The sequence below is a fragment of the Moorena sp. SIO3I8 genome (assembly GCF_010692325.1).
Taxonomy (GTDB): Bacteria; Cyanobacteriota; Cyanobacteriia; order Cyanobacteriales; family Coleofasciculaceae; genus Moorena.
On record NZ_JAAHHW010000044.1, the window covers coordinates 1 to 19,306 of the forward strand.

Genomic DNA, 19,306 nt, shown 5'->3' on the forward strand with positions numbered 1-19,306 from the left:
TGTAGTAAAGCGCCCTGATTTAAATTTAGTTAATTAAAGCAATTTTAAGCAATCTTAATTTAACTTTCATTAAACTTATAAAAATCAAGAAGACTCTGGCGATATTATTTACCCTGAATTTTATGTTAATCCTCTTCCGAATCTAATCATTTCGAGATAGATTTATATGGCAGTGAACTTAAGAGTAAATAAACCTGCATCTATACAATATTGACTTATACATATTAGTAATTGGTTGCCATTTTGGCAAAATTTTCAGTGATGAGGAAGGAGAGACCGTGGGCCACGCTACGCGATTGACCGTAGGTCAAGCTAAGGGAACGGATATTCTGGAGGAGCGAGAAAATCCCGATGACCAGCAATATGTTGATCAGTAAGGATGAATAAAACGATGACGACTGATCATACTATGAAACTATTTATAGTTACTGGTTTAACGTTGATTAGTTTTACAATATGCGATCGCGTCCAATCAAAGCATGTCTTGTGAATCCAATGGTGTCCTTTAGCTCAACCTCCTCTTACCGAAATTAAAGTCAATCATTATGATTCCAAATACTAGCAGTGATTTTTGGGATACTTTGGGGGGTCAAACCTAGGTATATTTTATAACCGATAGCTTGAAATCAATTTAATAGGGTTACAGTTGACGCTTGACCCTTGAGTGTGAAGGATAAACGCTCAAAAAAAAGTAAACTAGTGAACTCAAATAATCCAAAACGGAACTATCTAAGGAAGTAGATATAGTTAAGCATCTTCAATATCTCAATATCTCAATTGATTTAAAACTCCCGTTTAGGATACTTGTTTTATTTGCCAATCAAGTATATAATAGTTAATGGGAATCAAATCAATTTTAATCCTAACTGTTAAAACTCTTCTGAATAACCAGGGTCACTGGTATTTTGTTGCCACTAAGCTTAACTAGTTGGTAATGATTCAGCAGTCAGCTCTCGCTTCTGAGCTTCTCAAGATAGGTATCCACAATAGCTCATCTCTTCCTGCTGAGATAGGTACTACGGAATTATTCTGATCAGCAGATTCGGCACCATGTCACCCACATAAGAAGTTGTCGGTCAAAAGCAATGCAACGCAGCCAAAGGGAAGCCAGCCCAGTCTTGGGGTACCTCCCATAGCGCGACTGCATCAAGACAATGTCACCACAATCTCAGCAAAAATGTCACAAAGAGTACTCATCAAGGGTACCGTCAAACTTGACACTCCCCGCTCTAAAGAGACGGGGATTCCTAGATCTACGACCGGCCTTAAACCTCCGTATCCAAGTCTCTAACTCTGTCAGAAGCTTGGCAGTATCTGAACCGAAATCCCGTCAAAACCAAGACTTTAGTTCAGTTTACGTGCATACCCAGCGGGCTAGTCTCGCGATAGCGTTTAGTTACTTTTTGAGAAGTGCCTTATGAAGTCCGTTGCTTCCCTGTTTCACTTGGTTCCGGCGTGCCCCGCCGTACCGTTTTTTTTCTCAAGTTGTGTCTTGCTGGGTTCACACGCCAACTGTTAATTGACGATTGGGTTTTTAAGGAGGATTTTCCCTACCCTCCGGGCATTACTACTTTAAGGTCAAGCAGTGGCGGGTCTCTGACCCGGTTGCGCCTCGGTTTTTCAGCCTGTACCCATATCTCACTAATACTCTAGCGCGCAAGTATTGTCAACTACGCGACTAAAGTCGGTGCGAGCCTACATCCGGTGGTTTAAAAACACGGGGTTTTGGCTTGTGGGAATTCCCATAAAATAAAACTTGCCAGCATACTAGATATATCAGTAAGCCCACCCACAACAGTCTTTTTCCCCGAGCTAGACTGTTTTACCTCTCAAGGTGTAAGCTGAGCGGGAACTGGCAAGGGGTTCAGTCATTCATGTATAAAAGGTACAATAATCCCGCCGATGGCGGAGTATAACGACGAGTAAAGTAGAAAAAGACACAATAAATGCAGATTTTCTTTCTGATCTGGTTGGGACAACTAGTATCCCTTCTGGGGTCTAATCTTACCGAATTTGCTCTGGGTGTTTGGGCTTACCAGACCACTGGTTCAATCACCCAATTTGCCCTAATTTCTTTATTTATTCACCTACCAAATATTATAATCTCACCCATAGCTGGTACATTCGTAGACCGGTGGAATAGACGCTGGGCGATGATTCTCAGCGACTCCGTGGCAGGGGCTAGCACACTGGTGGTTATGGCTCTGGTGTTCTCGGGCAGGTTAGAGATCTGGCACATTTACCTAGTCGTAGCAATCAGTTCAACGTTTAAGGCTTTCCAGTTGCCAGCCTATACAGCAGCTACGACTCAGCTGATGCCTCAAGAACATCTTAGCCGTGCTAATGGCATGATGCAAGCCTCTAGGGCAACTGCCAAGATTCTTGGACCGACCTTGGCGGGTGTGCTGCTGGAGACCATCCACTTGCAGGGAATTCTATTAATAGACTTCATCACATTCATCTTTGCCCTAGCAACATTGCTAAGTATTCAGATTCCCCATCTCCAGTCTACCCATCACACTAATCAAAAGCAAGCCCACTTCTCTCAACTGCGCCAAGATCTAGTATTAGGCTGGCGTTACATTGCCAAACGCCAAGGACTACGAGGGTTGCTGATGTTCTTTGCCGTGGTCTACTTCAGTATGGGTATTCTTCAGGTGTTGTTCTGGCCACTGGTGTTAAGTTTTGCCTCCAGTGCTGAACTTGGGGTGATTTTATCTATTGGCGGTTGTGGGATGCTGATTGGTAGCTTGGTCATGACTACCTGGGGAGGACCCAAGCCCAGGATATACGGTATTTTTAGCTTTGTAATCCTGCAAGGCTTGTTCTTACTTTTAGGTGGGTGCCGCGCTTCTGTGAGCTTGGCTGCTCTTGGGGCTTTTGGTGTCTTATTTGCTCAACCCATTATCGTTAGCTGTAATCAGACTATCTGGCAGAACAAAGTCCCAGCTAATCTGCAAGGACGGGTCTTCGCCTTACAACTGGCCATCGAAAACTCCTTATTGATCCTTGCCCACATGCTAACCGGACCGTTAGTCGATCATGTTTTAGAACCGATGATGGCTACCGATGGATTGTTAGCAGGTAGTATTGGCCATATCATTGGAGTTGGTCCAGGGCGTGGCATGGGCTTGCTGTTACTGTTGATGGGAATTCTGAACATCCTGGCAAGCTTTATCGCTTATCGATATCCACCCATACGGCGAGTGGAAAAGGAACTGCCGGATGCGATTCACCCTAACCTAGGTTTAACTACCTCTAGTAGTGTTTGATAGCAAATCCGCTTCAAAAACCCTCTTTATGATTCCAACATTCTTTCTCCTGTTCTCAGTCACGCTTAGTCACGCTTAGTCACGCTCCTCATGCTTTTTGCTTAAAAAGGGGGTAATTAACCCGGATTTGGTATGAAACGTTATTAGATTTGCCTGATCTGTTCTGCTGAGGATTTATGCAAAAATTGATCCATCCTCAATACTTTGGCTCTACAGATTAAACACGCTCTGAGTGTAATAGATTCTACTAACCTATGAAAATTGCTATTATCACCTCTGGATTCTTGCCTGTCATTGATGGCGTAACAGTTAGTGGATTATCTAGGCTACAACGACTGAGTCAGTGGGGACACCAGGTGTTGTTATTTTGTCCTGACTACAGTGCGTTAGAAGATGTCTATCCCAATTGGCGAGATTATACTGGTCAAATCCTGCCTGGAGTGAGAATCATCAATTTACCGAGTACCTCATTCATGGACTTAGAGTTTGAGCGTCAGGTGCGTAGAAGTTCCTATTCAATCCTCCTCCAGGAGTTAAAAAAATTCCAGCCCGATATTATTCATGTTGATGAACCAGAAAGACTGTTTTTTGGCTTTTTTAGAGTGCCTGGGGTGGCTTTTGCTAAAAAGGCTGGTATTCCCTGTGTGAGTTTTTTTAGGACTAATTTTCTCGACTATGCCGAAGATTACTTTTCTCTACCGTCTGTGGTCGTCGCTGGAATTAAATTTATTTTTAAAACCATATTGCTTTCAGTGTATAATTCTTATGATGTCACCCTAGTGTCTAGTCGGATTACCCATAAAAAGATTATCGATCTAGGCATTAAAAACACCACTTATGCCAATTTACTTGGCTTTGATGCTAGTAAATTCTCTGCGGATTTACAGGAGGAACAGTTTTTTGAGAAGAACTATGACCTTAGAGGGGTTGACAGTAAAGTTAAGTTAGTTTTTCTAGGTAGGTTAACTCCAGATAAGGGGTGGGAATTTACCCTAAATGCCTTTTTACGAGTTGTACAAGAGGTCAACAGTGACCAAATCGCACTGATCATTGTTGGTGATGGTCCGATGCGGGATGAGATTGCTACCAGGTTAAGCAAGTTAACACCAAATAGTTACTTCCTCGGTAGAGTCCCACCGGAAAATGTTCCAGCTTTGTTGGTCAATAGTGATATTCATATCACTGCATCAGAAAAGGAGACTAGAGGGCTAACTATATTAGAAGCCTTCGCTGCTGGAATTCCTGTGCTCGCTCCTGAAGCAGGTGGGGTAGTGGAGAATATCCAAGACGGATGGAATGGTTTTTTGTTCACTCCCCAGAATCAGGAAGATTTCTGCGATAAGCTCAAAGTACTAATTGAGAACCCAGCGTTGCGACAGGAAATGGGTCGCAACGGTAGGGAGTGTGTTTCCCAGTATGGTTGGGATCAGAGGGTTCAGAATTTAGTTGCTATTTGGGAAAAGCAGATTGCTAAGAAAACCCACTGATATCAAGTCCAGTTAATTACTCAAGAGAATAGCCTATCGCTTTTTGGGAATGGGTAATGGGTAATGGGTAATGGGTAATGGGTAATGGGTAATTGCCTATTACCAGCTAACGGATAGGATGAGTACTCCAATAGACTTGATATGATTGAGTGGGGTTCTGTGTGTTTAAGGTTTAAAAGTAGTCGGTTTCTGGCTGCGGCATTGGTACCATCTCAAAGTTGGATGGATCACGAAGATAACGAATGGCATCTTCTTCTAAGCGGTAGGTTATATAGGATTCAAGGGTATTTGTGTGTTTGAGGGCAGAAAGATAGCCATCGATATATAGCCGCAATTCATCGAAGCTATAACCTCGATTCCACAAATCGACTAGGGAGTCAGTAAGTTTTTGATAGCAGCGTATAGCTTGAGGATCTTGCAGCATAGTCTTAATAAATTTTGAGTATCAACAGTAGTGGTATTGGCTCACTCAGTAGAAACTCGGATACGCCAACTTAATTTCAGTTTAGCAAAAGTAGCAAGTCCTCGATACGTTTCTCAATTATTTGTTATGTTAGCTAGACTAAATTGCATCTTATATGCTATAATTAAAAATGGTCAGTTAAAATTAATGGTAAATTGAAATTTTACTATTGTCCTTATTGTCCCTCTGACCTGGTCGCGATCGTGCCACTAGGAAGTCGTATTTTAAGAACCCAAGCCAATATCGGTATCATCAGTAGCAGTTGTTACAGAATGTTGACGTGACCTTTGCTAGGATTAGATCCCAACGGCTAAGGCTAAGAGGACTTTAAAGTGCCGTGGGCTCAGTTAGAATTCAGATTATTGAAGGAAACCCTCATTTGCGATCGCTTCTAGGGTCGCACCTGAAGAAATCCGGCTATGGGGTGTATCAATCACAAAATCTTGATCAAGCCAAGGAAGACTTTCACCATCGCCAACCCACTCTGGTTATCCTAGACTCTGATTTACCAGACAGCGATGGGGTTGAATTTTGCTGCTGGCTTCAGCAACAGCGAAAATCTCTAATTTTAATGTTGTCTGCTCGTAATAGTGAAAGAGATATCGTCACTGGTCTTAAAGCTGGGGCAGATGATTACCTGACCAAGCCCTTTGGTATACAGGAATTTATGGCACGGGTAGAAGCCCTAATTCGTCGCCTCCGCATTACGGTGGCTCCCCTGTCTCTAGACTACGGTGATCTCAAAATTGATTTAGTCCAGCGTCGTGTCCGCTTTAAAGAAGAGTTTATTGACCTGACTCCCCAAGAATTTAGTTTGCTCTACGTACTTGCCCAAGCAGAGGGAATGGCTTTGAGTCGCTCTGAATTATTGCGCCGCGCTTGGCCCAATGCGATTGACAATCCGCGCACCATCGATACCCATGTCCTTGCCCTGCGCAAAAAAATAGAAACCGATCCTCGACAACCCAGCATTATTCAAACGGTTCGCAATGTTGGCTATCGGTTTAATCAAGGGATAAGTGAGAATAATCCAACACCTGGGACAGAATTGGCAATTTAAAAAATTTATTAGAGGTTCTGCGTCAATTAATCATCAACCCTTAAATCCTGATCAACCAGCGTCGCCGATACATCCCATAGAGAATCACCCACCACAACAGTACATTCACTATCGCAAAGATCAAAGAACCATTCATGGCTCCAGCCCACGACCGAAACAGATTTTCATAAATCCAAGTATAGGTACTCACAGCATTATCACCTGTCCCTACCTTAGTTCGATATAGGATACGAACTACTAAACCAGATGCGACAAACAGAAAAATTGCGTTTAACCCCATCACTTCTAAGGGCCATCCCCATTGGCGAAATCCCCGCACTTCAATTAACTCATAACAAGCAGCCAGTAACACCATCGACCAACCAGCAGAAAAGACTACATAGGAACTTGTCCATAGCTGCTTGTTAATTGGGAACCAGAAATCCCAAACCCAGCCTAAACCAAGACAACCTAGACCAAATAGTACTAATCCCAAACTAGTACGGGACTGTATCGGTTGATGGCGTAGCCAATCCCCAACGAAATAGCCAGCCAAAACAGTTACTACCGCCGGGAAGGTGCTAAAGAGTCCTTCTGGATCAAATTGAGCTTGTTTATACAAATGGTTTGTTCCCAATACCATACGGTCGATATAGGCAGCAAAATTCCCTTCCGGTGTGAGATTACCAGCACCATAATCAGGAACTGGCAATAAAGACATCGCTGCCCAGTACCCTAGCAAAACTATTCCGGTCAGTACCCACAAACCCCGTCGTCTTAGATTTAGCACTGCTACAGCACAAAGGAGATAGGCAAGACTAATGCGCTGCAAGACACCCATAATCCGAATAGTATCCCAGTTGTAAGTCGGAAAACCATTGAGCAATAAGCCTAGGGCAAATAGAATGGCGCATCGCCTGCCAATACGCCAATATCCTTGGGATAGGGATTGGTTGTTATTGGTGTACTTGACTAAGGAAAAAGCCATTGCTACACCAGCAATAAATAAAAAGGCAGGAAATACTAAGTCTGTGGGTGTAAAACCATGCCACTTAGCGTGAAGTAAGGGGGGATAGACATAAGACCAACTTCCTGGATTGTTGACTAGAATCATGCTAGCCATGGCAATACCTCGAAAGACATCAAGAGAGGTTAGACGCATGATAGGCAAGAGGCAAGAGGCAAGAGGCAATAGACATGCTAGCAATAGACAATAGGCATGCTAGCAATAGGCATGCTAGCAAAATTCAAATAACCGTCAACTGTCAACAAATGATTAAGACCACTCTTGAGATGCTTCAGCTTCTGCTTGTACTAATCTCTCTCGTAATTGTTGCCAATTAATCTGCTCAGCGGTCGTGTCTTGGAGTAACTGAGTATTTTGGAAATACAATACTCGATTACAAAATAACTCAGCCATATCTAGCTGATGATTGACCATCAAAATTGTGATCTGCTCCTTTTGCGCTAAATCTGTAAATACCCTGATCACCTGAGAGGCTATACCAGCATCTAAGGCTGAGGTGGGCTCATCGAGTAACACTATTCTTGGTTGGACAACTAGTGCTCGTGCGATCGCAACCAATTGCCGTTGTCCGAAAGACAGTTGTAACTCTGTACGCTCTAACCACTCGGCTGGGATGCGCAGTCTCTCTCGAATCTCTTGTATCCGTTGTGCGTTCGCTTTTTTTGGCAACTGTTGCAATACCAACGGATAAGCTAGAGCCTCCTGAACGGTCATCCCTAACAGTTTTGGTTCTTGAGGGACCAGCATGATCTGTCGCCGCAATTCTAGGACAGGGATATTCCGGATGTTCTGATTATCTAGATAAATTGTTCCCTGGGTGGACTCACTGAGTCGGTTCAACAGCCGCAACAGAGAGGTTTTACCCGCACCAGATGGTCCAATCACGCTGATGCGATCGCATTGGCTGACCTCGAAAGAAATATCACTTAATATAGGTATTCCAGCTGCTTTAGCCCTGGTTGAGAGGGTCAGGCTTACCTGTTTGAGCTGCAACAGGGGATTAGTCAATCGCTTTGCTCCCATTCAAAATTATCAATGTCTTGATGCAGTCGCTCATGGGGAGGAGCTGCATCAAGGTATTGTGATTAATAAATCAAACCCTGATTAATAGCTGTGGTTATTGTCCAGCCATCTACAAGTAATAGCAAGAGGGTGAATCCGAACAAAATTAGATACATCCAAGGCTGGGCTAGGGGACGAATATCGGTAGTATCTATCCCGGTATAGTTTTGTACTAACTTAACTAAGCGATTAAATCCCACTACTCGCATTGGCAGCAAGTAAGCTTGGTCAGAAGACTGGCTAACGAAATAGTAAACAAGCCCTCCTTGACCTGTGGTGCGCATTTTTAAGTCTTTCACCTCCTTCCAGTGTAATTGCCAACCTTTGCGGAAAAATCGGGGCACCCAATTGGGATAAGCCACCTGAATTTTTTCGTCATCTACAATCACCTGTTCGCTTAAGGCACCATAGAGGGCTAGAAATCCTAAGCTAATTCCTATCCACAGGACTATTGGCGATACTGGAGTCGATGATACTTTAGCTAAAAACGGTAATGGTATCAACAGCGCCCAATAAAATGTTATTAGGGTAATCCGAATTATAGGAGAGATGCGAAATACAGAAGGGCTATACTGTTTAGTCTCAGGGTTAGTTTCAGATGCTGTTTGTTGATTTTGTAACATAATTAAAAAGGGTTGAATAAGGGAATAGGGAATAGGGAATAGGGAATAGGGAATAGGGAGTAGGGAGTAGGTAAAAATTACTGTTTACCTCAGGTGCGACCCGTGGCGAATTTAATTCTTAATGGCTCAAGCGTACCTCATAGCTATGATAAATGTTATCTCAACTTCAAATTCTATAGTCGATTGAGCGCATCAAAACTCATAGCCGAGGAAAACCAACCCCACGGTCAAGGTGGGGTGTGGGTCTATTTAATTAATTGGGCAACTGTTGAGTAAACTCATCTAAAGAATTCACAGTTAATGCTATGGCGATTAACTCGTCTAATTTTTCGAGAGTTAAAGCTGGCATTTTCCGGGATATATCTAAAGTAATATCTCCAAATCGCAGGTTAAGGATGCGCTCTAAACTCCGGCGACGTTCTTGTTGAATTCCTTCTTGTAAAATTTCTTGATACCAGGGTGATTCTCGTAATACTGTCATATCCCACCTCATGATTTGTTGAATTAACGGTATCTTATGTACAAAACTAGCAAAGAAAGCTAACAATGGTTCTAGTTGGTTCAAAGTTTGATCCGCTCGTAGTGCCTGCACTGCTGAGCGTAATTTCGATTCACTACCACCTCCTTTTAAGATTGGGACAAACGGTAGTAAGGATGGTAAAGGTTGTGTCAGTACCAAGTCAGCATCTACTTCCCACAGATTAATTACCCGATAATCTTGATGCGCCTTTAATCCCATGAATTCACTGTCGTAGCAGTCTTCAATGGTAACGGTGGCTGGGGGCGGCAAGATGTTAATTAATACTGGATAAGTGGATAGGTTATATTTCTCCTCAGCTAAGGCAACATAATTGCGCATGCGCTTAGGCATGGCCTGGCTATAGCGCAGTTGTAATTCGTTGAGAATCAGAAATTCTTGATGTTCAGGACTCTTTGCTTTGACGATTACGTCGCTTTCCCGACTAATCCACTGGAATTCAGCATCGAGTAACTCCGATGCTCGCACTTGGGGATTACCGGTTACCCATTGCACCCAAGCATTGGGGGCGAGACTGATTAGACGTTTGCTACCAATATCTGCACGTTTTGCCATAGACTATTGACTGAATTAAGACTAATTACTGAAGAACGCCCACTCTACTTTGCAGAGCTGTTTCTGGGGTCAGACTAAAATTTGATTGCTGGGGAGCTGGGTCTCCCACACTTCCCACACTCCCTGCTCCTTAAGATTCTTCTTCTATAGGCTCGTCGTCTATAGGCTCGCCGTCTATAGGCTGGGCGTCTATAGGCTGACCAATATCGAAGATAATGATAAATTTCCTATCAGGCATCAGTCGTTTCAGAGCCTGCAAGTGACCTTCCGCATCAGAACGGTTGCGGAAACGAGCAACAACCACCCGTTGCATTTCGGGCAACAGCCGAACAACTACCCATGGGTGTAGGCGTTGAGAGTACGACATAAAATATTAGGTATCTCCTTAACTGGGGGTCTAGAGCCAGCCTGGGGTCCTGGAGAAACTGTCGGCTGGCTTTTACCGTGGAACGTTTTAGCGCCCACGGTAATTTTATTATAACACAAAAAAAATTATATTATAACATTTTTTAAGAACTTTTGTAACAAATTTTTTAGGGAGTAGGGAACAGGGAATCGGGAATCGGGAATCGGGAGTAGTGGAGTGGGGAAAAATCCTGTGTAACAAATTAATTAATTTTTTAGAGAACTATGGGTGATGCGACCTTGGAGCCGCTTCCAATTCCCGATTTCCTAACTATTCCGGTATTAACGCAGTCGCTAATAGTGGAAACAACAGCACTTGACTTGCTACCCACCCTTACACTATTTACCACCTTTACCACGCTTTCCTCCCTATTCCCGATTCCCGATTCCCGATTCCCTGACATTGTCAATTTTTATTTTCTCTCTTATAATAGTATTATAGGAATAGTTAAAGGAGAGTCAACTGATGAACAAGTGTGTTGGTACTACTGAAGCGGCATCTTTATTAGGAATTTCCTCTAGACGATTGCGCCAACTTCTAGAGAAGGGTCGCGTCCGGGGTGCCTATAAAACCGGGAAATTCTGGATTATTCCTTTGTTCAACCATTTGCCACAAATTACCAAAGGTACCCGTGGACCAAAGGGCAAATGGCGCACTAGTCGTCCCCCTGCTTTAGCTAAGATTAATGTCAATCGCAATCACATTGGCTCGAATATCAAGAAAAGTCCCAAAGACCGGAAGCCAGTGATTTCAGTAAAACGAAAGGGCACCAATCTCTACGGCAACGAGGTCGAAATCCTCGGTCCGTGTAAGATTGTGTATCAGCCGGATAATCCACTCGATTGTGGCGCTCGTTTGTGGATCGAAACTTTCAGCGATATTCACTTCATTGGTGGCAGTTTCCCCGCCACTCGCTAATGATCATGGCAACAGTCTTTGACTGTCGGGATTGACGGTAGGTCACGCTAGGTGATTGCATTTACCAATCCTAAGACTTACTTGATAGCAAACCCGGTATCTGCTCGCCTAATTGGTGAGATGAACCCTAATACGATATCTGATTTAGGAATTGAGAGCTGTACCAATTGCTCTGCAATACGCAAATCAGTGCCATCGTAGTGTACCCAAACTTTCCCATCGTGACTAACATCAATGTGTAGATAACAACCGTAAGTTCGTTTAGAGCCACGCCATCCATTGAAATAAAGCAGGTAGTGTCCTCTCTCATCATCTAAAATAATCTGACTCTTCACCTCATCATCAGGACGCTCACCCAGCTTCCCAGTTTCTATGGTGATTTGACGAACAATTGACTTATATTTAGCTACTTTATCCATCGTTCAATAATTGCTTCATCTATCCGATACACCAGCATTTTCACCTGATAGCGATCCAGTAGTTCCATAATAAAGTCTTCCTTGAAAAAATCGTCATAGGTATCATCTGGTACAGCTAAAAATAATGTTCGTTCTGGCATCTTTTTTTCAAGAGCAAACTTATAAAAACTAAATTGCCCCAAAGCTTGGTAAAAATCATGAAGCGTTGAGACACCAATAAAGCTTTTTATCTATACAGCAATCTTTTCACCATCTTTTTGAGCAGCAATTAACCGTTCAGCTCCCAAATCAACCTGAATCTTACGTTTGCCAGCTTCTACAATGAGCGGGTCATCCGTAATCATCAGCCATCTTTCCTTGACTAGCGCTGCTTTGACTAGTTCATGATACTTGTCTCTTGCCATAGTAAAATAGCAATATCTTCAGGAAAACCCTACCGATAATAGGATAGTCATACCAAAATCCTGATGCCCGGCAATATTTCCTAGTACTTTAACGGTAAACAAACTGTAAATGTACTTCCTTTGTTTAACTGCGATCGCACTTTGACATTCCCCCCCATGCCTTCGACCAACGTCCTGACAATGGATAGACCCAAACCCGCGCCACCAGTTGAACGTGTTCTAGTTTCATCGACCCGATAGAAGCGGTCGAAAATACGGGCTTGTTGTTTTAAAGGTATACCAATACCACGATCACAGACCTCAATTCTGCCACGGCCATCCACCTGAGATAAGTTAACGGTGACTGGTTTTTCGACACTTGAGTATTTTACCGCATTATCAATCAAATTCAGTAAGACTTGTTTGAGGCGATTGATATCAGCTTTGACCCAAATCCCAGGTTTATTACTCTCTACTTTAATAACTCGCTTACTATATTGTCTTGCCATCTCAGCCACCTCTTCGACCAAGTCATCTAGAACAAAGGTTTCTAGATTGAAGTGTATATGACCACTATCGGCTCGTGCTAAATCCAGTAAATCCTGCAACATTTGCACCGTGCGGTCAGCTTCTGAAGACGCAATTTCTAGGGCTTCGCGCTGAGGTGGAGTCAAATTAGCACCGCGACGTAACGTACTTTGGACATAGCCAGAGACTAAGGTTAAAGGAGTACGCAATTCATGGGATACATTGCTAACAAATTGCCGTTGATTTTCTAAGGCATCATTCAGACGCACGAGCATTTCGTCAAAAGTTTGCGCCAATTCTCTGACTTCACTGGGAGCATTATCGAGCTGTATTTGCACATCTCCCAAATCATCCGCAGAAATACTCTCAGTTAGCTGACTCATCATCTGTAGTGGTTGGAGCGATCGCTTAATATAGAATGCGATCGCAATACACATTCCTCCAATAGCGAGTGCTGTAGCAATCCCCAGACTCCGGATCAGCTGCAAAAACATCTTTTGATCACTAGTAATGTCTTGGGCAATGTAAAACTTACCAAGTAGGGAGTGCTTTACTTCCAAAGTAGTGCCGCAAACCACCCAGTAGCTGCCATTTACTTCCAAGACTTCCGGCATGGGCGGTATTTGTGACAAAAACTTTGGAGACGTCAGGGTTTCTATTACCTCTTGCGCTTCAGATTGAGCAACAATACCATTGTTGGGATGCTTTACCCAGAGTAGAGTGTTACTATTGCTGAGTTTATCAATTGCTTTTTGCATTCCAGTTTCCATGGTAACCATATCGCTATAGATTTCCACATCCTGGGGGAAGCGCTCTGCAATATAACTAATACTCTGTTTGTGAGTAGAAACCAGAATATCCTGCATTTTCCAGCTGGTCCAAATTGCCAAACTCCCCATACCTAAGGCTGAAACCGCCGCAATTCCTAAGGTTAGTCTTACCCGTAGGGAACGTAAATCAAGGTTTAGGTAGGAGTTAGTCAAGAATATTTCCAGCAAACGGCTGGGGAACTTCATCAGTCTTTGTAGGATTATTTATATTAATATTACTAATTATCACGTTGACAGAACAATCTGAGAAATTACTGATAGAGGAGTTAAAATCAGATAACTAATGGAGGATGGGGATTGTCAAGCTATACCAAAGGGAACAGCGGATCTGGGAACAGGGAACAGGGAGTAGGGAGTAGGGAAAAGGGAACAAAAATTCTCGCAATTCTTTTAGGATTGGTATAGGGGAATTGGGATTTGGGAACTAGAATTACTTTCGAGGGATAACTACTGGACTATAAACACTACCGATAACACTTGAGTATTCAGCTATCAGCTATCAGCTATCAGCTAATGCGCACGCGTGCGCGTTCAGCTTTTGAATAAAACAGGTAAACATTGGAATAATGCTGAGTTACGTATGCTGACAGCACCTCAAGTAGCGATGCAGCGCGGTCTTGGGGGTTTCCCCCATGAGCGACTGCATCAAGACAGCGTGGCCATTCGGGTCGCGTGGCCAAGGCTGACGGCATTATGCTGAATGCTTACAATAACACTACCAAAACAAGTGAATAAAAAAGGGTGCATCTCATTTTTCCTGTTTGACATGGTGGTGCGTTACGGGGCGGCCTGTCCAAACCCTGACTACGAGGAGAAAAATTAAGGCCCCCCTAACGCACCCTACGGCAAATTTTAAAAACTGAGATGCACCCAGAAAATCTGATTGGGTAGACTAGCCTAAGGTTAGTAACAGTAAGTATCTTCTTGTAGCCGAGTAAAAAGCCACCGTGTTGAACGGGATTGATTTAACTCCCTATCGTAATTTATTTCATTTGATGAACATAGCCCAATTATGAGTATCGGTAATCAGTAAAATAACGTATATTTATACTATCTACCAATGGGAATTCATTTGTGAACAAGAGGTGCATCGCTATTCCGTCTTATCTCTTCCCTGTTCCCAGAACCGCTGTTCCCTGTTCCCTAAAATCTAGAAATTGTGTACCTCACAAGTCGTAGAATTGCTATATATTAGACCTCTTGCAAAAGTCCAAAACTAGTCTCCATAATCCTTCCGAGATCGGATATCCGAATTTTTAGACTGCTGTAAGAAGTCTAATTTCATGTTCTATCCAAATGCCGTTCTAGTCATCCTTAAGAGCAAGGAGACTCCCGTTATACCCGTAGGGTTAGCGGGAGACGGGGCTTATAAAGTGCGGACGCAGGTTCAGCACACAGCCCCTCAGGAATTGCGTCCGTTGACGATATCAATGAGACTAGCTAGAATAAAGATGGTCAACGACCCACCCGAGACGATGGATTCAGACAGCCTATACGAGCGAAGTCCAGTAATCTGGCGGCGCAGCAAAATCGGTAGACCGGGAAAAGAGGATGGGGCAATGGAAGTCCAACCCTTGAATCAAAAGTATATCAATACTTTGTAAAAATTCGACACATGAGAACCGCAGGGCTTGCGGGGATAGTCTGTGGAGCGAACGTAAGACCATAAAACCCCGCTTAGGGTGGAGGCTGTTGCTAAGAAGCAGAAAACCTAAATCGTGAGGTTTAGGAATCCCCCGCTATAATCTTTGATTTAGCGGCGGGAGGATGTCAATACCGACAATTTAATTATGAAACGTTTTGGAAATTTACTGCTAATTTTGTCAGGAATCCTAATGGCGGGTGAAGCCTCAACTGCCTTAGCTGAGTCTCCCAAAATCGGGGAATCGGAACCGATCCAACACAGTAGTGAACCTCTAACTGTCTCAGATGCATGGGCTACTGAGGTTTCTGACATGTCAGAGTATACTGAAGTTCCTAGGTCGGGGGATATATCTGAAACTGAAGCACCGACTACCGATGCCTCTACCGAAACTTCCGATACTGGTATACCTATACCTAGAAATCCTATAGATATAGAAGTGCCATTACCGGATAATTCCACTGAAGACACGGAGCAGCAAGATACCTTAGTAGATAGGGAGCTTCCAGAAACAGACAGCTCTACGACAACTGTACCTACAATAGACTCAGATACCAAAGATACTGATTCCGATACAGAGGCTTTGGATACAGAAACTGCGGATACAGAGGCTTCGGATACAGAAGCTTCAGATACAGAAACTGCGGATACAGAGGCTTCGGATACAGAAGCTTCAGATACAGAAACTGCGGATACAGAAACTGCGGATACAGAGGTAGAGAAAGAAGAAACCACAACGGCTGTTGACGCTAACGAAAACGACCTGGAAGCAGAAGCTGAAGAAATCAGCCCAGAAGAACTGGCAAAACAGCAGAAACTGATTGAAGCCGATAGACTTTATCTAAGTGGAGATATAATTGGTGCTGAACAACTATATCGTGAAGCCAAGAATCCTTTTGATAATCCAGAACCAGTTCAAGAACTACCGGAGGCAATTTACGACACCGCTCAACTCTCTCCCGCTGGTGGAGTGTACTGGCGTAACTATGAGTCAGGGTTAGAAAAGAATTTAGAAAGTAAAATTCTGATTCCCCTAAAGTTTTTAGTAGAGCAGCAACCAGAATTTATTCCCGGTCATATACGCTACGCTCAAGCTCTAAAAGATTATGAGCGGCTTGATGAAGCCTTAGTAGTTTTAACGCAAGCTAAAAATCTATATCCCCATGAGCCGGAATTAATCAAGGTAACCATGGCAATGCTAGCAGACTCAGAAAATTGGTTTGAAGCATCTCTGGTAGCTCGTGAATTTGCCCTGTTTAATACTGAGCATCCTCAATCGGAAGAGTTTCTTCAGCTCGCTGATCAGCATCTAGACCGCCACATTTCCCATCTCCGGAATGAAATTACCGGTAATACAATAATGAATGTGATTACTGGCACATTAGGTTATGTTTTTACTGGTAATCTCTTTGGTCCGCTATCAGCAATAGAGTCAACGGTATTAATGCTTCAGGGAGAATCAGGCATTGGGAAAAGAATTGCTAAGCAAGCACAAAAGCAATTACCGATGCTAGAAGACGAAGAAGTGCTGGAGTATGTGCGGGAAATGGGAAATGAACTTACCAAGGTAACAGGTCGCGATGAGTTTAACTACGAGTTTTATGTAGTTATGGATGACCAACTCAATGCTTTCGCTTTACCGGGAGGTAAAATATTTATCAACGCTGGGGCTATCCTAAAAACCAAGTCCGAAGCAGAATTAGCTGGTTTACTGGCTCATGAACTATCCCATGCTGTGTTATCCCACGGTTTCCAGTTAGTCACTCAAGGTAACTTGACTGCTAACATTGCCCAATTTATCCCCTATGGTGGCACTGCTGCTAATTTAATTGTACTTAACTATAGCCGGAATATGGAACGTCAGGCTGATGATTTAGGAACTAAAATTCTTGCGGCTAGTGGCTATGCAGCAGATGGATTGCGCAATTTGATGATTACTCTCCATGATCAAGGTGGACCAAAACCCTTATTTCCTTGGCTTTCAACTCACCCAGAGACTAAAGAACGGATTAATAATTTAGAAGTTATAATTGACAGGAATGGTTACAACCGTTATACTTATGAAGGTGTAGAAAAACACCTAGAAATTCAGAAGCGAGTTGCTGAACTTCTCAAAGAATATGAGGAAAAGCAGAAGGAAGAAGAAGAGGGAAAACAGGAGCTAATGCAAGAAGATGAGCAGGAGCAACAACAGGAGGGAGAACAGGAGCTAATGCAAGAAGATGAGCAGGAGCTAAAACAGCAGGAGTAAGCATATGCGCTACGCGCACGCTGGGCGAACAGCAGTCAGCAGTCAGCAGTCAGCCATTCCCGTAGGGTAGCCATAGGCCAAGGCTCAAGCTAAGTGAACAGCTTATTTTATTCAAAATCACCTCAAGTAGGGTGGCCACCAGCCCCTGATAGCTGATAGCTGAACGCGCACGCGTGCGCGTAGCGCTTAAGCTGATAGCTGAATACTTACGATCACATGGCTTCGAGTTCCTTACCTTTGGTTTCCCGAACTGCGAACACAACTAAGAAAAAGGAGATAGCAGCAGCAATGGTATAAAGACCATAAGCAGTACCTAAACCAAACCTAGTCAGGAGAATGGGGAAGGTGATGGTAATGAAAAAATTTGCCAGCCATTGAGTTGAAGCACCAACAGACAGTGCAGACCCTCGAATCTGGTTGTTGAACATTTCCCCTAGCATCACCCAGACCACTGGTCCCCAGGAAAAGCCAAAGCAGAACACATAGAGGTTAGCGGCGAAGAGGGCAACAATCCCTTGAGAGTGAGTCAGAATCAATTCACCAGCGCTATCCAAGTGGGCGAAAGTGAAAATAAATGCCATTATCCCCAAAGTCAAGGTCATCCCAATAGACCCGATCAGCAGAAGGGGTTTGCGTCCAAATTTGTCGATGTATGCGATCGCTAAAAGGGTAGTAATAAGATTAATAGCGCCAGTAATAACATTAATTAGCAGGGAATCTCCTTCTGAAAACCCTACCTCTTGCCATAACACATTACCATAGTAGAATACTACATTAATTCCCACAAACTGTTGAAATAGAGATAGTCCCATGCCTACCCAGACAATGGGAAGGAGCATACCATTTTTACCAATCAGATCAGACAGTTTAGGCTTGCGCTCCTTGAGAAGTGTTTGCTGAATTTCCAAGACCTTGGCTTGGACATCACCACTCTCAATCTTGGCGAAAACAGCAGCAGCTTTTGTCAATCGGCCAATAGAGACCAAAAAGCGGGGAGATTCAGGAATCAACCAAGCCCCGACCCAATAAACAGTTGCTGGAATAAGCTCCATCCAGAACATCCAGCGCCAAGCCGGTATAGAAAACCAAAGTGGTGCTTCTGCTGAACCGGTAGCCATACTAATCAAGTAGTTGCTGACAAAAGCAATAAAAATACCAATAACAATGGCCAATTGCTGCAGAGAACCTAACCTTCCCCGCAGGTGAGCTGGAGAAACCTCTGCGATGTAAGCTGGACTAATTACACTAGCGGCACCCACAGCAATGCCACCCACCAGTCGATAGACTATAAAATCCCAGATACTGATTGCTATACCAGAGCCAATGGCACTGATCGTAAATAAAGCAGCAGTCATCAGCATCACCTTTCTACGGCCATACCAATCCGCCATTTGTCCAGCGTAAAACGCCCCAACTGCAGAACCTAGCAGCATCGAAGATACTGAAAATCCCGTCCCGACGCTAGTGGAGTCAAAGGCTTTTTGCAGTGCTGTAATGGTGCCATTGATCACTGCACTGTCGAAACCGAATAAAAAACCACCAATGGCAGCTACTGCGGAAATCAGAATTACAAAAGATATATGGTATTGTTGTTGGTCATTTATCATTTATAGCAGTTCTCAATGGGATGAGGTACTTAAGCCGGTAGGGAGTAGGGAGTAGGGAGTAGGGAGTAGCGCTGCATCACTTTTCAATTTTCTATATTCATACCAAGTTGCGGTCAAAGGTACAACAATCTCATCCGCCCATCTCCCCATCTCCCCATCTCCCCATCTCCCCATCTCCCTATCCAACCAATTTAATCTGTTTGAATGCAACTCGGTATCATCCATACCTGGAAGCTTTTTGCCCTAATTCTTTAGG

At 43.5% G+C, this 19,306-nt stretch carries 18 protein-coding genes and 1 pseudogene; 7 read left to right on the top strand and 12 right to left on the bottom strand.

Going from position 1 to position 19,306, the window contains the following annotated elements; genetic code table 11:
• The first annotated feature begins 1,946 nt into the window (after positions 1–1,946).
• Positions 1,947–3,272, top strand: a complete 1,326-nt coding sequence (locus F6K51_RS17870) for an MFS transporter (protein WP_293022326.1) — start codon at positions 1,947–1,949, stop codon at positions 3,270–3,272.
• A gap of 254 nt (positions 3,273–3,526) precedes the next feature.
• Positions 3,527–4,759, top strand: a complete 1,233-nt coding sequence (locus tag F6K51_RS17875; RefSeq protein ID WP_293022328.1) for a glycosyltransferase — start codon at positions 3,527–3,529, stop codon at positions 4,757–4,759.
• Positions 4,760–4,931: 172 nt separating this feature from the next.
• Here F6K51_RS17875 and F6K51_RS17880 read toward each other — a convergent pair whose 3' ends face one another.
• Entirely contained in the window at positions 4,932–5,183 is a 252-nt protein-coding gene (locus F6K51_RS17880) for a DUF6761 family protein (RefSeq protein WP_075904034.1), read from the bottom strand.
• A gap of 376 nt (positions 5,184–5,559) precedes the next feature.
• Here F6K51_RS17880 and F6K51_RS17885 point away from each other — a divergent pair, with 376 nt between their 5' ends.
• Positions 5,560–6,282 (top strand): response regulator transcription factor, encoded by a 723-nt coding sequence (locus F6K51_RS17885; protein WP_293022331.1) that lies wholly within the window; start codon positions 5,560–5,562, stop codon positions 6,280–6,282.
• A 40-nt stretch (positions 6,283–6,322) separates the two neighbouring features.
• On the opposite strand, the gene F6K51_RS17890 is transcribed toward F6K51_RS17885, so the two are convergent.
• From F6K51_RS17890 to F6K51_RS17915, 6 genes are all read right to left on the bottom strand, one after another.
• Positions 6,323–7,423, bottom strand: a complete 1,101-nt coding sequence (locus F6K51_RS17890; protein WP_293022426.1) for a heparan-alpha-glucosaminide N-acetyltransferase domain-containing protein — start codon at positions 7,421–7,423, stop codon at positions 6,323–6,325.
• A 114-nt stretch (positions 7,424–7,537) separates the two neighbouring features.
• Positions 7,538–8,311 (bottom strand): ATP-binding cassette domain-containing protein, encoded by a 774-nt coding sequence (locus tag F6K51_RS17895; protein ID WP_293022333.1) that lies wholly within the window; start codon positions 8,309–8,311, stop codon positions 7,538–7,540.
• Positions 8,312–8,373: 62 nt separating this feature from the next.
• Entirely contained in the window at positions 8,374–8,973 is a 600-nt protein-coding gene (locus tag F6K51_RS17900) for a hypothetical protein (protein WP_293022336.1), read from the bottom strand.
• A gap of 253 nt (positions 8,974–9,226) precedes the next feature.
• Positions 9,227–10,066 (bottom strand): Rpn family recombination-promoting nuclease/putative transposase, encoded by an 840-nt coding sequence (locus F6K51_RS17905; RefSeq protein WP_293022339.1) that lies wholly within the window; start codon positions 10,064–10,066, stop codon positions 9,227–9,229.
• A 130-nt stretch (positions 10,067–10,196) separates the two neighbouring features.
• Entirely contained in the window at positions 10,197–10,433 is a 237-nt protein-coding gene (locus F6K51_RS17910) for a hypothetical protein (RefSeq protein ID WP_293022341.1), read from the bottom strand.
• Between the two features lie 108 nt (positions 10,434–10,541).
• Positions 10,542–10,673 carry a hypothetical protein gene (locus F6K51_RS17915; RefSeq protein WP_293022344.1) on the bottom strand — a complete coding sequence of 44 codons (132 nt, stop codon included), beginning with the start codon at positions 10,671–10,673 and terminating at the stop codon, positions 10,542–10,544.
• Between the two features lie 23 nt (positions 10,674–10,696).
• Between F6K51_RS17915 and F6K51_RS17920 the strand changes: the two genes are divergently transcribed.
• Both F6K51_RS17920 and F6K51_RS17925 read left to right on the top strand, forming a co-directional pair.
• Positions 10,697–10,963 carry a hypothetical protein gene (locus tag F6K51_RS17920; protein WP_293022346.1) on the top strand — a complete coding sequence of 89 codons (267 nt, stop codon included), beginning with the start codon at positions 10,697–10,699 and terminating at the stop codon, positions 10,961–10,963.
• Complete coding sequence (locus F6K51_RS17925) at positions 10,938–11,390, top strand: DNA-binding protein (protein WP_293022349.1); 453 nt, start codon at positions 10,938–10,940, stop codon at positions 11,388–11,390. The genes F6K51_RS17920 and F6K51_RS17925 overlap by 26 nt, the downstream gene beginning before the upstream one ends.
• Positions 11,391–11,467: 77 nt before the next feature.
• Here F6K51_RS17925 and F6K51_RS17930 read toward each other — a convergent pair whose 3' ends face one another.
• From F6K51_RS17930 to F6K51_RS17940, 3 genes and pseudogenes are all read right to left on the bottom strand, one after another.
• On the bottom strand, positions 11,468–11,809 hold the full coding sequence (locus F6K51_RS17930) for a XisI protein (RefSeq protein ID WP_293022352.1): 342 nt from the start codon (positions 11,807–11,809) through the stop codon (positions 11,468–11,470).
• Positions 11,797–12,213: pseudogene (locus F6K51_RS17935) on the bottom strand (element excision factor XisH family protein). Before F6K51_RS17935 ends, F6K51_RS17930 begins: the two are co-directional and overlap by 13 nt.
• Positions 12,214–12,293: 80 nt before the next feature.
• Entirely contained in the window at positions 12,294–13,736 is a 1,443-nt protein-coding gene (locus F6K51_RS17940) for a HAMP domain-containing sensor histidine kinase (RefSeq protein WP_293022355.1), read from the bottom strand.
• Positions 13,737–14,833: 1,097 nt separating this feature from the next.
• Between F6K51_RS17940 and F6K51_RS17945 the strand changes: the two genes are divergently transcribed.
• Together F6K51_RS17945 and F6K51_RS17950 are read left to right on the top strand one after the other, a co-directional pair.
• Positions 14,834–15,154 (top strand): hypothetical protein, encoded by a 321-nt coding sequence (locus tag F6K51_RS17945; RefSeq protein ID WP_293022357.1) that lies wholly within the window; start codon positions 14,834–14,836, stop codon positions 15,152–15,154.
• Positions 15,155–15,340: 186 nt separating this feature from the next.
• Positions 15,341–17,443 (top strand): M48 family metalloprotease, encoded by a 2,103-nt coding sequence (locus F6K51_RS17950; protein WP_293022360.1) that lies wholly within the window; start codon positions 15,341–15,343, stop codon positions 17,441–17,443.
• Between the two features lie 212 nt (positions 17,444–17,655).
• Here F6K51_RS17950 and F6K51_RS17955 read toward each other — a convergent pair whose 3' ends face one another.
• Positions 17,656–19,050, bottom strand: a complete 1,395-nt coding sequence (locus F6K51_RS17955) for a sugar porter family MFS transporter (RefSeq protein WP_293022363.1) — start codon at positions 19,048–19,050, stop codon at positions 17,656–17,658.
• A gap of 12 nt (positions 19,051–19,062) precedes the next feature.
• Positions 19,063–19,224, bottom strand: a complete 162-nt coding sequence (locus tag F6K51_RS17960) for a hypothetical protein (RefSeq protein WP_293022367.1) — start codon at positions 19,222–19,224, stop codon at positions 19,063–19,065.
• Positions 19,225–19,306 lie beyond the last annotated feature (82 nt).